Annotated in this window: 13 protein-coding genes and 1 tRNA gene; all 14 read right to left on the reverse strand. The window is 64.5% G+C overall.

Features of this window, described 5'->3' with window-relative positions; all coding sequences use genetic code 11:
- Nucleotides 1-206, reverse strand: a 206-nt coding sequence (locus tag F627_RS16080) for a GTP-binding protein (protein WP_231370173.1), incomplete at its 3' end; no start/stop codon positions are given.
- A gap of 44 nt (nucleotides 207-250) precedes the next feature.
- Nucleotides 251-2,347, reverse strand: a complete 2,097-nt coding sequence (fusA, locus tag F627_RS0115190) for an elongation factor G (protein WP_018867960.1) — start codon at nucleotides 2,345-2,347, stop codon at nucleotides 251-253.
- A 21-nt stretch (nucleotides 2,348-2,368) separates the two neighbouring features.
- Nucleotides 2,369-2,836, reverse strand: a complete 468-nt coding sequence (gene rpsG, locus F627_RS0115195) for a 30S ribosomal protein S7 (RefSeq protein WP_018175517.1) — start codon at nucleotides 2,834-2,836, stop codon at nucleotides 2,369-2,371.
- A 26-nt stretch (nucleotides 2,837-2,862) separates the two neighbouring features.
- On the reverse strand, nucleotides 2,863-3,240 hold the full coding sequence (rpsL, locus tag F627_RS0115200) for a 30S ribosomal protein S12 (protein WP_017940461.1): 378 nt from the start codon (nucleotides 3,238-3,240) through the stop codon (nucleotides 2,863-2,865).
- Between the two features lie 108 nt (nucleotides 3,241-3,348).
- Nucleotides 3,349-7,569, reverse strand: a complete 4,221-nt coding sequence (rpoC, locus tag F627_RS0115205) for a DNA-directed RNA polymerase subunit beta' (RefSeq protein ID WP_018867959.1) — start codon at nucleotides 7,567-7,569, stop codon at nucleotides 3,349-3,351.
- Between the two features lie 70 nt (nucleotides 7,570-7,639).
- The gene (rpoB, locus tag F627_RS0115210; RefSeq protein ID WP_019584566.1) at nucleotides 7,640-11,719 is read right to left on the reverse strand and encodes a DNA-directed RNA polymerase subunit beta; all 4,080 of its coding nucleotides are present in this window, start codon (nucleotides 11,717-11,719) and stop codon (nucleotides 7,640-7,642) included.
- 131 nt (nucleotides 11,720-11,850) lie between these two features.
- A complete protein-coding gene (rplL, locus tag F627_RS0115215; protein ID WP_018867957.1) occupies nucleotides 11,851-12,231 on the reverse strand; it encodes a 50S ribosomal protein L7/L12 in 381 nt (126 codons plus the stop codon).
- Nucleotides 12,232-12,299: 68 nt separating this feature from the next.
- Nucleotides 12,300-12,821 (reverse strand): 50S ribosomal protein L10, encoded by a 522-nt coding sequence (rplJ, locus tag F627_RS0115220; protein WP_018867956.1) that lies wholly within the window; start codon nucleotides 12,819-12,821, stop codon nucleotides 12,300-12,302.
- 214 nt (nucleotides 12,822-13,035) lie between these two features.
- On the reverse strand, nucleotides 13,036-13,731 hold the full coding sequence (rplA, locus tag F627_RS0115225; RefSeq protein WP_018867955.1) for a 50S ribosomal protein L1: 696 nt from the start codon (nucleotides 13,729-13,731) through the stop codon (nucleotides 13,036-13,038).
- 1 nt (nucleotide 13,732) lies between these two features.
- Nucleotides 13,733-14,164 (reverse strand): 50S ribosomal protein L11, encoded by a 432-nt coding sequence (gene rplK / locus F627_RS0115230; protein ID WP_018867954.1) that lies wholly within the window; start codon nucleotides 14,162-14,164, stop codon nucleotides 13,733-13,735.
- 67 nt (nucleotides 14,165-14,231) lie between these two features.
- Nucleotides 14,232-14,765, reverse strand: coding sequence for a transcription termination/antitermination protein NusG (gene nusG, locus F627_RS0115235; RefSeq protein WP_017940468.1), 534 nt, complete (start codon nucleotides 14,763-14,765; stop codon nucleotides 14,232-14,234).
- Between the two features lie 18 nt (nucleotides 14,766-14,783).
- Nucleotides 14,784-15,149 carry a preprotein translocase subunit SecE gene (secE, locus tag F627_RS0115240; protein ID WP_017940469.1) on the reverse strand — a complete coding sequence of 122 codons (366 nt, stop codon included), beginning with the start codon at nucleotides 15,147-15,149 and terminating at the stop codon, nucleotides 14,784-14,786.
- Nucleotides 15,150-15,186: 37 nt separating this feature from the next.
- Nucleotides 15,187-15,262: transfer RNA gene (locus F627_RS0115245), tRNA-Trp, on the reverse strand.
- Nucleotides 15,263-15,348: 86 nt separating this feature from the next.
- Nucleotides 15,349-16,314, reverse strand: a 966-nt coding sequence (tuf, locus tag F627_RS0115250) for an elongation factor Tu (RefSeq protein ID WP_019584567.1), incomplete at its 5' end; no start/stop codon positions are given.

The raw sequence follows: 16,314 nt of genomic DNA on the forward strand, positions 1-16,314 counted from the left end.
TCGACGTGCGCGGTCGCAATCGTGATCCCGCGCGCCTTCTCTTCCGGCGCATTGTCGATCTGGTCAAACGCACGGGCTTCGCTCCCGTACTTCTTGCCCAGCACCGCCGTCATCGCCGCCGTCAGCGTCGTTTTCCCATGGTCCACATGACCAATCGTCCCCACATTCACATGCGGCTTCTTACGCTCGAACTTTTCCTTGGACACAGCTCAAACCTCTTGCAGTTCTTTCAAATAACGCGAATTCGGTATCAGGACGCCTTGGCGGCAACCGCCTCGGCGATCTGGGCGGGGGCCTCGGCGTACTTCTCGAATTCCATCGAGTAGGTCGCGCGGCCCTGGCTCATCGAGCGCAGCTGGGTCGAGTAGCCGAACATCTCGGACAGCGGCACCTCGGCCTTCAGCAGCTTCTGGCCGGCCACGTCTTCCATGCCCTTCACCAGACCCCTGCGGCGATTAAGGTCGCCCATCACGTCGCCCATGTACTCCTCGGGCGTCTCGACCTCGACCTTCATCATCGGCTCGAGCAGCACGGCACCCGCCTTCAGGGCGCCTTCCTTGAAGGCCATCGAACCGGCCACCTTGAACGCCATCTCGTTGGAGTCGACGTCATGGTAGGAACCGTCGAACAGGGTGACCTTGACGTCCTCGACCGGATACCCGGCGAGCACACCGTTGGCCATCTGCTCCTCGATGCCCTTGGAGACGGCCGGGATGTAATCCTTCGGCACCACACCACCCACGATGGCGTTCTCGAACTTGTAGCCTTCGCCCGGTTCCAGCGGCTCGATGCGGATCCAGACGTGACCGTACTGGCCGCGACCACCGGACTGACGCACGAACTTGCCTTCCTGTTCGACCGTCTTGCGGATGGTTTCGCGGTAGGCCACCTGGGGCTGACCCACGTTCGCCTCGACCTTGAATTCCCGCTTCATGCGGTCGACCAGCACCTCCAGGTGCAGCTCGCCCATGCCGGAGATGATGGTCTGCCCGGACTCCTCGTCGGTGCGCACGCGGAACGACGGATCTTCCTGCGCCAGCTTGTTCAGCGCGATACCCATCTTTTCCTGGTCGGTCTTGGTCTTCGGCTCGACCGCGATGGAGATCACTGGATCCGGGAACTCCATCCGCTCCAGCTCGACCGGGTCGTTCGGGTCGCACAGCGTGGTCCCGGTGTACAGGTCCTTCAGGCCGACCACGGCGCCGATGTCACCCGCGCGCAGCTCCTTGATCTCCTCGCGGGAGTTCGAGTGCATCTGCAGGATGCGGCCGATGCGCTCGCGTCGATTGTTCTGCGTGTTCAGGACCGAGTCGCCGGCCGACAGCACGCCAGAGTAGACGCGCACGAAGGTCAGCGAGCCGACGTAGGGGTCGGTCATGATCTTGAACGCCAGCGCGGCGAACGGCTCGTCATCGGAGGCGTGCTTCTCGACCGGCTCCTCGGTGCCGGCCTTGACGCCCTTGATGGCCTTGACCTCTTCCGGCGACGGCAGGTACTCGACGACCGCGTCGAGCATCGCCTGCACACCCTTGTTCTTGAACGCGGAGCCGCACAGCATCGGCACGATCTCGAGCTCGATGGTGCGGTGGCGCAGCGCAGACTTGATCTCTTCCTCGCTGAGGGTGCCCTCGTTGAGGTACTTGTCCATCAGCTCTTCGTTGGCCTCGGCGGCCGCCTCGAGCATGTTCTCGCGCCACTTCTCGGCGTCGGCCTTCAGCTCGTCCGGAATATCCTTGTACTCGAAGGAGATCCCGAAGTTGTCCTCGTCCCAGTAGATGGCCTGCATCTTCACCAGGTCGATCACGCCCTTGAACTGGTCCTCCGCGCCGATCGGCAGCTGGATCGGGACCGGGTTCGCCTGCAGGCGCTCCTTCATCTGTTCATAGACGCGCAGGAAGTCGGCGCCGGCGCGGTCCATCTTGTTGACGAACGCCATACGCGGCACGGCGTACTTGGTCGCCTGGCGCCACACGGTCTCGGACTGCGGCTGCACACCACCGACCGCGCAATACACCATGACCGCGCCGTCGAGCACACGCATGGAGCGCTCGACCTCGATGGTGAAGTCCACGTGCCCGGGGGTATCGATGATATTCACCCGGTGCTCGTCGAACTGCTTGGCCATGCCGGACCAGAAGCTGGTGGTCGCCGCGGAGGTGATGGTGATCCCGCGCTCCTGCTCCTGCTCCATCCAGTCCATCACGGCTGCACCGTCATGCACCTCGCCGATCTTGTGCGACAGACCGGTGTAGAACAGGATGCGTTCGGTCGTCGTCGTCTTGCCGGCGTCGATGTGCGCGCTGATCCCGATGTTCCGGTAGCGCTTAAGTGGGGTCTTGCGTGCCACGGTGAGCCTCTCTAAACAGATTTACCAGCGGAAATGGGCGAACGCCTTGTTCGCTTCCGCCATGCGGTGAGTGTCTTCGCGCTTCTTCACGGCCGAGCCCTTGCTGTCGGCGGCGTCCATCAGTTCGCCAGCCAGCTTCAGGGCCATGGTCCGTTCGCCACGCTTGCGGGCGGCCTCGACCACCCAGCGCATCGCCAGCGCGTCCTGACGCACCGAGCGGACTTCCACCGGAACCTGATAGGTCGCGCCACCGACGCGGCGCGACTTGACCTCGACGCGCGGACGGATGTTGTCCAGGGCACGCTCCAGCGCGCCCATCCCGTCGCCCTGCTTGGACTCGATCTGGTCCAGGGCGCCGTACACGACCTGCTCGGCGACGGACTTCTTGCCGTCACGCATGACCGTGTTGATGAACTTGGCCAGGCGCTCGCTTCCGAACTTCGGGTCGGGGAGGATGTGACGCTTGGGGGCAGCTGCTCTTCTAGACATGTTTCAGTTCCCGGACTGGATCTCGGTTAGGATTTCTTGGGACGCTTGGTGCCGTACTTGGACCGGCCCTGGGCACGCTTCTGCACGCCCTGGGTATCCAGGCTGCCGCGCACCGTGTGGTAGCGCACACCCGGGAGGTCCTTCACGCGGCCGCCCCGGATCAGGACCACCGAGTGCTCCTGCAGGTTATGGCCTTCCCCACCGATGTAGCTACTGACTTCGTAGCCATTGGTCAGCCGCACGCGCGCAACCTTGCGCAGCGCCGAGTTCGGCTTTTTCGGGGTGGTCGTGTAGACACGGGTGCAGACCCCGCGCTTCTGCGGGGAACCCTGCAGCGCCGGCACATCGCTCTTTTCGACGGGGCGCTTGCGGGGCTTGCGTACCAACTGGTTGATCGTGGCCATGAAACCCTTTCTCCTAGCCTAAAAATAACGACAGGCCGGCGCCGAGACCGGCCTGTCGAGGGAGCGGAATTCTAATCGCCGCCCCCGTGAGTGTCAAGATGGGACGGGTCACTCGGACCCGTCTTCCGCGGTACCCGGATCGGTGGTGGCGGGCTCGGACTCGGCGGTGGCCGCCTGGGTCTCCTCGACCGCCTCGAACTCGGGCATTTCCAGCGCGCGCTTGCGACGGCGCTCCTTGTGGTAGGCGAGGCCCGTCCCGGCGGGGATCAGGCGCCCGACAATCACGTTCTCCTTCAGACCGCGCAGGTCGTCGCGGGCGCCACGGGTGGACGCCTCGGTCAGCACGCGGGTGGTCTCCTGGAAGGAGGCCGCGGAGATGAACGACTCGGTGACCAGCGAGGCCTTGGTGATCCCGAGCAGCACGCGCTCGTAGGTCGCCGGCTGCTGGTCTGCACCCAGTTGTTCGTTCTCCTCGAGGACACGCACGCGATCGACCTGGTCCCCGGCGAGGAACTTGGTATCGCCGGCGTCCACGATGTTCACCTTGCGCATCATCTGGCGGACGATCACCTCGATGTGCTTGTCGTTGATCTTCACGCCCTGCAGGCGGTAGACGTCCTGGATCTCCTGCACCTGGTACTCGGCCAGGGTGGTGACACCGCGCAGGCGCAGGATGTCGTGCGGATCCAGCTCACCATCGACTACGACCTCGCCACGCTCCACGCGCTCGCCCTCGAAGACGTTCACGGTCCGCAGCTTCGGGATCAGCATCTCGACCGGGTCGCCCTTGTCCGGGGTGATCACCAGGCGCTGCTTGCCCTTGGTCTCCTTGCCGAACGACACGGTACCCGAGATCTCCGCCAGCACCGCCGGCTCCTTCGGACGGCGTGCCTCGAACAGGTCGGCCACGCGGGGCAGACCCCCGGTGATATCACGGGTCTTGGAGGACTCCTGCGGCAGGCGCGCGATGACGTCACCGACCTCGACCCGGGCGTTGTCCTCCAGGTTGAAGATCGCGTTGGCCGGCAGCATGTACTGCGCGGGCATGTCGGTGCCCGGGATGTACACCTCGTTGCCGTCGTCGTCGAGCAGCTTGACCGTCGGGCGCAGGTCCTTGCCGGCCGACGAGCGGCTCTTCGGATCCAGCACCACGTTGGACGACAGCCCGGTGAACTCGTCGGTCTCCTTGGTGACGGTGACGTTCTCGACGAAATCCGCCAGACGGATGTTACCGGCCACCTCGGTGACGATCGGATGGGTATGCGGATCCCAGGTCGCGACCTCCTGGCCGGCCTCGACGGTGTCGCCGTCATGGACCGTGATGGTCGCGCCGTACGGGATCTTGTAACGCTCGCGCTCGCGACCCTGATCGTCGATCACGCCCAGCTCGCCGGAACGCGATACCGCGACCAGGTTACCGGCCTTGTTGGTGACCGTCTTCAGGTTGTGCAGACGCGCGGCCCCGGAGTTCTTCACCTGGATCGCGCTGACCGTCACCGCGCGGCTCGCGGCCCCGCCGATGTGGAAGGTACGCATGGTCAGCTGGGTACCCGGCTCGCCGATCGACTGCGCGGCGATGACGCCCACGGCCTCCCCGGCGTTGACCTCGTGGCCACGGGCCAGATCACGCCCGTAGCACTTGGCGCAGATGCCCTGGCGGGTCTCGCAGGTGATCGCCGAACGCACCAGCACCTCGTCCACCGACGCGCCGTCCAGGGTGTCCACCATGGCCTCGTCCAGCAGGGTGCCCGCGGGCACCAGCACCTCGTCGGTGCCCGGGCGGAGGACGTCCACCGCGGTGGTACGCCCCAGCACGCGATCGCGCAGCGGCTCCACGACGTCGCCACCCTCGATGATCGGCTTCATCAACAGGCCCTGCTCGGTGCCGCAGTCCGGCTCGGTCACCACAACGTCCTGGGAGACATCCACCAGGCGACGGGTCAGGTAGCCCGAGTTCGCGGTCTTCAGCGCGGTATCGGCCAGGCCCTTGCGCGCCCCGTGGGTCGAGATGAAGTACTGCAGGACGTTCAGACCCTCGCGGAAGTTCGCGGTGATCGGCGTCTCGATGATGGAGCCGTCCGGCTTGGCCATCAGGCCGCGCATGCCGGCCAGCTGTCGGATCTGCGCGGCGGAACCACGCGCGCCGGAATCGGCCATCATGAAGATCGAGTTGAACGAGTTCTGCTCGACCGTTTCGCCGTCCTTGTTGGTGACCTGCTCCTTGCCGAGGCGCTCCATCATGGCCTTGGCGACCTGGTCATTGCAGTGCGACCAGATGTCCACGACCTTGTTGTAGCGCTCGCCCTTGGTGACGAGACCCGAGGCGTACTGATCCTCGATCTCCTTCACCTGGTCCTCGGCGCCCTGCAGGATCGGGTGCTTCTCGTCCGGGATCACCATGTCGTCGGCGCAGAAGGACACGCCGGCACGGGTGGAGTAGTAGAAGCCCGCGTACATCAGCTGGTCCGCGAACACGACCGTGTCCTTCAGGCCCAGGCGGCGGTAGCAGGAGTTGATCAGCCCGGAGATCGCCTTCTTGTTCAGCTCGCGATCAATCAGCTCGAACGGCAGACCCTTGGGCATGATGCGCGACAGGATCGCGCGACCGACCGTGGTCTCCACGCGCATGGACGGCAGCGCTTCGCCCTCGGCGACGTCGGCCATGGTGTCCGCGATGCGCACGGTGATGCGCGCATGCAGGTCCACCTGCTTGTGCTCGTAGGCGCGGTGCACCTCGTCCACGTCGGAGAAGGTCATCCCTTCGCCCTTGGCGTTGACCTTCTCGCGCGACAGGTAGTACAGACCCAGCACGATATCCTGCGACGGCACGATGATCGGCTCGCCGTTGGCCGGCGACAGCACGTTGTTGGAGGACAGCATCAGCGTGCGCGCCTCCAGCTGGGCCTCCAGCGACAGCGGCACGTGCACGGCCATCTGGTCACCGTCGAAGTCGGCGTTGAACGCGGCACAGACCAGCGGATGCAGCTGGATCGCCTTGCCCTCGATCAGCACCGGTTCGAAGGCCTGGATGCCCAGGCGGTGCAGGGTCGGGGCACGGTTCAGCATCACCGGGTGCTCGCGGATCACCTCTTCGAGGATGTCCCAGACCTCGGGGCCTTCCTTCTCCACGGCCTTCTTGGCGGCCTTGATGGTCGTGGCCAGGCCACGGCGCTGCAGCTTGCCGAAGATGAACGGCTTGAACAGTTCCAGCGCCATGCGCTTGGGCAGGCCGCACTGGTGCAGGCGCAGAGTCGGACCGACCACGATCACGGAACGACCGGAGTAGTCGACGCGCTTGCCCAGCAGGTTCTGGCGGAAGCGGCCCTGCTTGCCCTTGATCATGTCGGCCAGGGACTTCAGCGGGCGCTTGTTGGTGCCGGTGATGGCACGACCGCGACGGCCGTTGTCCAGCAGCGCGTCCACGGACTCCTGCAGCATGCGCTTTTCGTTGCGCACGATGATGTCCGGGGCGTTCAGCTCCAGCAGGCGGCGCAGACGGTTGTTGCGGTTGATCACCCGGCGATACAGGTCGTTCAGGTCGGAGGTCGCGAAGCGGCCACCGTCCAGCGGCACCAGCGGGCGCAGGTCCGGCGGCAGCACCGGCAGGACCTTCATGATCATCCACTCCGGCTTGTTGCCGGACTCGAGGAAGGACTCGACCAGCTTGAGCCGCTTGCCCAGACGCTTGATCTTGGTCTCGGAGCCGGTCTCGGCCAGCTCCTGGCGCAGCTTGGCAGCCTCGGCCGGCAGATCCATCTCCTTCAGCAGGCTCAGCACGGCCTCGGCGCCCATCAGCGCGGTGAAGTCGTCGCCGTGCTCTTCCATTGCCTCGAGGTATTCCTCGTCGGTCAGGAGCTGGCGCTTCTCGAGCGTGGTGAAGCCCGGATCGGTCACGATGAAGGACTCGAAGTAGAGCACCTTCTCGATGTCCTTCAGGGTCATGTCCAGCAGCAGGCCGATGCGGGACGGTAGGCTCTTCAGGTACCAGATGTGGGCGACCGGCGAGGCCAGGTCGATATGCCCCATGCGCTCGCGGCGCACCTTGGTCTGGGTGACCTCGACGCCGCACTTCTCGCAGACCACGCCGCGATGCTTCAGGCGCTTGTACTTGCCGCACAGGCACTCGTAGTCCTTCACCGGCCCGAAGATCTTCGCGCAGAACAGGCCGTCACGCTCCGGCTTGAAGGTCCGGTAGTTGATGGTCTCCGGCTTCTTCACCTCGCCAAAGGACCAGGAACGGATCTGGTCCGAGGACGCCAGTCCGATGCGGATCGCATCGAACTCTTCCGGCTGGGTCTGCTGCTTGAACAGATTCAGGAGGTCTTTCATTCGCTTGCCTCACAAACTTGGTTTCGAGGGGCGCGCACGCCCCGTCGGATCACAATCGGATCGGAGAAGATCAGTCCTGCTCGAGCTCGATATTGATGCCGAGCGCCTTGATCTCCTTCATGAGCACGTTGAACGACTCGGGGACGTTGGCCTCCATGTGGTGCTCACCGTCAACGATGTTCTTGTACATCTTGTTACGGCCCTGCACGTCGTCCGCCTTCACCGTCAGCATCTCCTGCAGGGTGTAGGCGGCGCCGTAGGCCTCCAGTGCCCAGACCTCCATTTCGCCGAAGCGCTGACCGCCGAACTGCGCCTTGCCGCCCAGCGGCTGCTGGGTGACCAGCGAGTACGGGCCGGTGGAACGCGCATGCATCTTGTCGTCCACCAGGTGGTTCAGCTTCAGCATGTGCATGTAGCCCACGGTAACCGGGCGATCGAATTCGTCGCCGGTGCGGCCATCGTAGAGCTGGGCCTGCCCGGTCTCGGGCAGGTCCGCCAGCCGCAGCATCTCCTTGATCTCGGCCTCTTCGGCACCGTCGAATACCGGCGTCGCCATCGGCACGCCACCGCGCAGGTTCTTGCACAGGGTGATGATCTCGGCATCCGACATGGAGTCGAGGTCCACCTTGCGCTCGCGGTGGTTGTAGATCTTGTCGAGGAACTCGCGCAGCTTCGCGATCTCGGCCTGCGCCTCGAGCATGCGGTTGATCTTGTCGCCCAGGCCCTTGGCGGCCCACCCGAGGTGAACCTCCAGCACCTGCCCGACGTTCATGCGCGAGGGCACGCCCAGCGGGTTCAGCACCACGTCGACCGGGGTCCCGTCCTCGAGGAACGGCATGTCCTCTTCCGGCACGATCATCGAGATCACGCCCTTGTTGCCGTGGCGACCGGCCATCTTGTCGCCCGGCTGCAGGCGACGCTTCACGGCCACGTACACCTTGACCATCTTCTGCACGCCCGGCGGCAGGTCGTCGCCCGCGGCCAGCTTGGCCTTCTGGTGCTCGAACTTCTTCTCGAACGCCTCGTGCTGGTCCTGGATCTGACGACCAAGGTCCTCCAGCTGGGAGTTGACCGCGTCGTCCTTCAGCCGCACCTCGAACCACTTGTCGCGGGACAGGCCCTGCAGGTACTTCTTGGTGACCTTGGAGCCGTCACCCAGGCCGTCCGGCCCGCCGGCGGCGGTCTTGTTGACCAGCAGCTTCTCCACGCGGGCGTAGATATCGTCCTCGTAGATGCGCAGCTGGTCCTTCAGGTCCTTCTGCACGGCGGCGAGATCGTCGGCCTCGATCGACTTGGCGCGGGCGTCCTTCTCCACACCGTCGCGGGTGAACACGCGCACGTCGATCACCGTACCCTCGATGCCGGACGGCACACGCAGGGAGGTGTCCTTCACGTCGGAGGCCTTCTCGCCGAAGATCGCCCTCAGGAGCTTCTCTTCCGGCGTCAGCTGGGTCTCGCCCTTCGGCGTGACCTTGCCCACCAGGATGTCACCCGGATTCACCTCGGCGCCGACATACACGACGCCGGACTCGTCCAGCTTGTTCAGCAGGGACTCGGAGACGTTCGGGATATCCGCGGTGATCTCTTCCTGGCCCAGCTTGGTGTCGCGGGCGACACAGTTGAGCTCCTCGATATGGATGGTGGTGTAGCGGTCCTCCTGCACCACGCGCTCCGAGATCAGGATCGAGTCCTCGAAGTTGTAGCCGTTCCACGGCATGAACGCGACCATCATGTTCTGGCCCAGCGCCAGCTCGCCCATGTCGGTGGAGGAGCCGTCCGCGATCGCGTCGCCCCGGGCGATCTCGTCGCCCACCGCGACCAGCGGCCGCTGGTTGATGGAGGTGTTCTGGTTGGAACGCGAGTACTTGGTCAGGTTGTAGATGTCCACGCCCGGCTCGCCGGCGACGGTCTCGTCGTCGTTGACCCGGACCACCACGCGACCGGCATCGACCGAGTCCACAGTCCCGCCGCGCTTGGCGACGATCGCGGAGCCTGAGTCGATGGCGACGGCGCGCTCGATGCCGGTGCCCACCAGCGGCTTGTCGGCACGCAGGCACGGCACGGCCTGACGCTGCATGTTCGCACCCATCAGGGCGCGGTTCGCGTCATCGTGCTCCAGGAACGGCAGCAGCGCGGCCGCCACCGACACGATCTGCTTCGGCGAGATATCCATGTACTGGATCCTGTCCGGAGTCGAGATCGTGAACTCTTCCTGGTGGCGGCAGGAGACGAGGTCGTCGCTCAGACGGCCTTCGTCGTCCATGGCCGCGTTCGCCTGGGCGATCACGTACTGGCTCTCCTCGATCGCGGAGAGGTAAACGATCTCCTCGGTGACCTTGCCGTCCTCGACCTTGCGGTACGGCGTCTCCAGGAAGCCGTAGCGGTTGGTGCGGGCGTACACCGCCAGCGAATTGATCAGGCCGATGTTCGGGCCTTCCGGGGTCTCGATCGGGCAGACGCGACCGTAGTGCGTCGGATGCACGTCGCGCACCTCGAAGCCGGCACGCTCGCGGGTCAGGCCGCCCGGGCCCAGCGCGGAGATGCGGCGCTTGTGGGTGACCTCGGACAGCGGGTTGTTCTGGTCCATGAACTGCGACAGCTGGCTGGACCCGAAGAACTCCTTGACCGCGGCCGCCACCGGCTTGGCGTTGATCAGCTCCTGCGGCATCAGGCCCTCGCTCTCGGCGACGGTCAGACGTTCCTTGACCGCGCGCTCGACCCGCACCAGGCCCAGACGGAACTGGTTCTCGGCCATCTCGCCCACGCTGCGGATGCGGCGGTTGCCCAGGTGGTCGATGTCGTCGGTGCGACCGTTGCCGTTGCGCAGGTCGATCAGGACCTTTAGCACATCCAGGATGTCCTCCGGCGACAGCACGCCCTCGCCCTCGTCGGTCTCGCGACCCACGCGACGGTTGAACTTCATGCGGCCTACGGCGGAGAGGTCGTAGCGATCCTCCGAGAAGAACAGGTTGGAGAACAGGTTCTCCGCGGCGTCCTTGGTCGGCGGCTCGCCCGGGCGCATCACGCGGTAGATCTCGACCTGCGCCTCCAGCTGCGTCTTGGTCGGGTCCAGACGCAGGGTGTCCGACATGTACGGACCATGGTCGTAGTCGTTGGTGTAGATCGTCTGCAGGGTCTTCACACCCTCGGCGCGCAGCTTGTCCAGCAGTTCCTGGGTCAGGGCGTCGTTGGCGCCGGCGATCAGTTCGCCGGTGGACTCGTCCACCACGCCCTTGGCCAGCACCCGGCCCAGCAGGTATTCGTCCGGCACCCGCAGGGTGTTGATGCCGGCCTTCTCGATCTCCCGGATGTGACGGGGGGTGATGCGGCGACCCGCCTCGACGATGACCTTGTCACCGTCGGTGATATCCACCACGGCAGTCTCGCCGCGCATGCGCTCGGGGATCAGGTCCAGCTCGCCACCATCCTCGTCGAGGGTGAGCTGGTTGAATTCGAAAAAGGTGGCCAGGATCTCTTCGGTATCCATGCCCAGTGCGCGCAGCAGGATCGACGCCGGCAGCTTGCGGCGACGGTCGATGCGTACGTATACCCCGTCCTTGGCGTCGAACTCGAAGTCCAGCCAGGAACCGCGGTACGGAATGATGCGGGCGTTATAGAGCAGCTTCTGCGCGCTGCCCTGCGTCTTGCCCTTGTCGCTGTCGAAGAACACACCGGGGGAGCGGTGCAGCTGCGACACGATCACGCGTTCGGTGCCATTGATGACGAAGGTGCCGTTCTCGGTCATGAGCGGCATTTCGCCCATGTAGACCTCCTGCTCCTTGACCTCCTTGACCACGGTGGAGCCCGCCGGGGCTTCCTTGTCGTGGATCACGAGGCGCAGCAGCACGCGCAGCGGGGCCGCATAGGTCACGCCACGGATCTGGCATTCCTTCACGTCGAACATCGGTTCGCCCAGGCGGTAGCTCACGTACTCGAGCTGGACATGACCGGAATAGCTGACGATGGGGAAGACCGACTGAAACGCCGCATGCAGGCCGAGGGAATCACGCCCGTCCGGCGCTTGATCCGCCTGCAGGAAATCCCGATAGGAGGTCAACTGGGTCTCGAGCAGGTACGGGACGTCGAGGATCTGGGGACGCTTCCCGAAGTCCTTGCGGATACGTTTCTTTTCGGTATAACTGAGGGCCATGGCTTACCTCGGAGGCTAGCTGAACAACGCGGAACAAAACCCGCGCCACCACGGGCTGAGGCTGACGACCAAACGGCCGCCAGCCTCAGGGCTTCGTGATGTACACGAAAACAACAGGCGCAAGCGCCTTCTTACTTCAGTTCGACGGTGGCGCCCGCTTCTTCCAGTTCCGTCTTCATCTTCTCGGCCTCTTCCTTCGGCGCGCCTTCCTTCACGGTCGCCGGCACGCCTTCGACCATTTCCTTGGCTTCCTTCAGACCCAGCCCGGTCAGGCCGCGCACGACCTTGATCACGCCGACCTTGTTGTCGCCGAAGCTGGACATCACGACGTCGAACTCGTCCTTGGCTTCGGCGGCGGCGGCTTCACCACCACCGGCAGCGGCCGGGGCGGCCGCGACGGCGGCAGCGGCGGACACGCCGAACTTCTCTTCCATCTCGCTGATCAGGTCCACGATCTCGAGGACCGTCATGTTGCCGATGGCTTCCAGGATATCTTCTTTCGAAACGGCCATTTCTAACTCTCCTAACGGGTCGTACCCGAATTCATTCAGTACTTGCTGCAGAAAAAGGCGGTAAGGGTTCAGGCTGCCTGTTTCTGGTCACGGATTGCTGCAACGGTACGCACCAGCTTGCCGGGGACTTCGTTCACCGTACGGGCGAACTTGTCGAGCGGCGCCTTCATGGTGGCGAGAAGCTGCGCAAGGGCCTCTTCACGCGTCGGCAGGCTCGCGAGGCGATCGAGATCGTTCGCCCCCATGAGCTGCCCACCAAAGGACACCAGCCGGACCTTCAGCTGATCGTTCTCCTTGGCGAAGTCCTTCACCAGGCGCGCGGCGGAGCTGGGCTCCTCTTCACTGAAGGCCAGGATCAGCGGGCCATGCAGCTCGGGCTGCATGCACTCGAAATCCGTACCCTCAATGGCACGCTTGGCGAGGTTGTTCTTCACCACTCGCAGATAGACACCGGAGGACCGTGCCTGCCGACGCAGGTCGGTCATCTGCGCTACCGAGAGACCCCGATATTCCGCGGCGACCGCGGAATGTGCCGAGGCAGCAACCGTAGCCAGTTCCGAGACAATCACCTTCTTGTCATCGAGATTCAAAGCCACGTTGACTCTCCTCTAGTAAGACCACCCGGAGGCGGTCGTGAAACCGGGCGAACCCGGTACTGCGGTGCTCCCGTCGCAGGTACTTCCTGAATCGGGTGACACCATCTGCGCAGGCTGAGGTATTAAGCCGGGCCCGAAGGCCCCGCGCCTGCGGTCTTGGATGGCGTGCCGCTTGCGCGACAGCCGACCAAAAACCGAATGTTGTTGCTCAGAGGCTCAGCGAGCCCTGATCGACCTTGACGCCCGGACCCATGGTGGTCGACACCACCACGCCCTTGACGTACTGACCCTTGGAGGTCGCCGGCTTCATCTTGACCAGATCGGCCAGCAGGGCGTTCAGGTTCTCGGCAAGCGCACTGGATTCGAAATCCGCCGCGCCGATCGTGCAGTGCACGATGCCGCCCTTGTCGGTGCGATAGCGCACCTGGCCGCCCTTGGCGTTGGTCACCGCGGTGGCCACATCGGGGGTCACGGTGCCGACCTTCGGGTTCGGCATCAGGCCGCGCGGGCCGAGGATCTGGCCCAGCTGACCGACCACGCGCATCGCGTCCGGGGAGGCGATCACCACGTCGAAGTCCATCTGACCGGCCTTCACCTGTTCGGCGAGGTCGTCCATACCGACCACGTCCGCGCCGGCTTCCTTCGCCGCATCGGCGTTGGCACCCTGGGTGAACACGGCCACGCGAACGGTCTTGCCGTTGCCGTGCGGCAGCACGGTGGAACCACGCACCACCTGATCGGACTTGCGCGGATCAACGCCGAGGTTCACGGCGACATCGACCGACTCGCGGAACTTGGCCTTGGGCAGGTCACGCAGGAGATCAAAGGCCTCGGTCACCGGATACAGACGGGTCGGTTCGACCTTCTCGCGGATGGCCTGCATACGCTTGGAAAGCTTTGCCATGTCAGAGACCCTCCACTTCGAGGCCCATACTGCGGGCACTACCGGCAATGGTACGGACCGCGGCATCCAGATCCGCCGCCGTCAGGTCGGGTTCCTTGGTCTTCGCGATCTCTTCCAGCTGGGCACGGGTGACCGTACCCACCTTGTTGGTATTCGGCTGACCGGACCCGGACTGGATGCCCGCGGCCTTCTTCAGCAGGATCGCCGCCGGCGGCGTCTTGGTGATGAACGTGAAGCTGCGATCGGCGTACACGGTGATAACCACCGGGATCGGCAGACCGGGCTCCATTTCCTGGGTCTGCGCGTTGAACGCCTTGCAGAACTCCATGATGTTCACACCGCGCTGACCCAGCGCGGGGCCCACGGGCGGGCTCGGGTTGGCCTTGCCGGCCGGGACCTGAAGCTTGATATACGCTTCGATTTTCTTTGCCATGAGAACTCCCTCGGGTGCGAACGCCTCGCGGCTCCCCGATCAGCAGGTAACGACGCTTGCGCGTCGGTCAGGTTTTCTCGACTTGGTGGAACTCCAGTTCCACGGGCGTCGAGCGGCCGAAAATCTGGACGGCCACCAGCAGGCGGCTCTTGTCGTAGTTGACCTCTTCGACCACGCCGTTGAAGTCGTTGAACGGCCCATCGATCACGCGAACCATCTCGCCCACCTCGAACAGGACCTTCGGGCGCGGCTTCTCGGCGCCTTCCTGCATGCGCTGCAGGATGGCGTCGGCTTCCTTGTCGCTAATCGGGGCCGGGCGATCGGCCGTCCCGCCGATAAAGCCGAGCACGCGCGGCACGGCCTTCACCAGGTGCCAGGCCTCGTCGTTCAGGTCCATCTGCACCAGCACGTAGCCGGGGAAGAACTTGCGTTCGCTCTTGCGCTTCTGGCCGTCCTTCATCTCGACGACCTCCTCGGTGGGGACGAGGATCTCGCCAAAGTGATCCTGCATGCCGAAGCGCTCGATGCGCTCCTCCAGGGACCGCTTCACCTGCGCCTCGAAACCCGAGAATGCCTGTACGACGTACCAGCGTAGTGCCATGGTCGAGAATCCTGATGCTTATCCGATGAACCGACTGATGCCCCAGCCCAGGAACATGTCCAGGAGCCAGAGGAAGATCCCCACCAGGATCACGACAGCAATGACGATCAGCGTGGTCTGGGTCGTCTCGACGCGGGTGGGCCACACCATCTTGCGCACCTCGGTGCGCGCGTTGCCCATGAAGCCGGCGAGCTGGCTGCCCTTGGCGGTCGTCATCCCGATGCCGATGGCGACCCCCACAACGGCGAGCAGCCCGAGGACGCGAATCAGAGTGGATTCGTCCTGGAACCAATAGAAGCCCATGACGCCGGCAATCAGCAGCGCCACGGCCACCGCGAGCTTGACGGTATCAAGCACGCCGGTCTGTTCCGATTGTTCACTCATGAATACGTATCACCCGGTGCTGCCGCCATCCGGAAGATGGCAGGCCAGGAGGGACTCGAACCCCCAACCTGCGGTTTTGGAGACCGCTGCTCTGCCAATTGAGCTACTGGCCTATAAATCGAATCGACAAGAAACAAACGCGAGAGACGACGCACCCGGCGCCGCCTCTCGCGGTGGATCTGTCAACTTGTCTACTGTATCACTCGATGATCTTGGAGACGACGCCGGCGCCGACGGTGCGGCCACCTTCGCGGATCGCAAAGCGCAGCCCGTCTTCCATCGCGATCGGGTTGATCAGGGACACCGTCATCTTGACGTTGTCGCCCGGCATCACCATCTCGGTGCCCTCCGGCAGCTCCACCGAACCCGTCACGTCGGTCGTACGGAAGTAGAACTGCGGACGATACCCATTGAAGAACGGCGTATGACGACCGCCCTCGTCCTTGCCCAGGATGTACACCTCGGCCTCGAAATGCGTGTGCGGGGTGATCGAACCCGGCTTGCACAGCACCTGACCGCGCTGCACGTCGTCACGCTTGGTGCCGCGCAGCAGGATACCGACGTTGTCGCCCGCCTCGCCCTGGTCCAGCAGCTTGCGGAACATCTCGACACCGGTGACGGTGGTCTTCTGGGTGTCGCGAATACCGACGATCTCGATTTCTTCGCCGACCTTCACCACGCCGCGCTCGACGCGACCGGTCACCACGGTGCCACGACCGGAGATCGAGAAGACATCTTCCACCGGCATCAGGAACGCGCCGTCCACGGCACGCTCGGGCTCCGGAATCCAGCTGTCCATCGCCTCCACCAGCTTGTAGATCGCCGGGGCGCCCACTTCGCTCTCGTCACCTTCCAGCGCCTTCAGCGCGGAACCGGTGATCACCGGGGTGTCGTCACCCGGGAAGTCGTAGGAGGACAGCAGGTCGCGAACTTCCATCTCGACCAGCTCCAGCAGCTCCGGATCGTCGACCATGTCGGCCTTGTTCAGGAACACCACGATGTACGGCACACCCACCTGACGCGCCAGCAGGATGTGCTCGCGGGTCTGCGGCATCGGGCCATCGGCCGCCGACACCACCAGGATCGCGCCGTCCATCTGCGCCGCACCCGTGATCATGTTCTTCACATAGTCCGCGTGCCCGGGGCAGTCGACGTGCGCATAGTG

The organism is Thioalkalivibrio sp. ALE16 (assembly GCF_000381305.1).
In the GTDB taxonomy this organism is placed as follows: domain Bacteria; phylum Pseudomonadota; class Gammaproteobacteria; order Ectothiorhodospirales; family Ectothiorhodospiraceae; genus Thioalkalivibrio.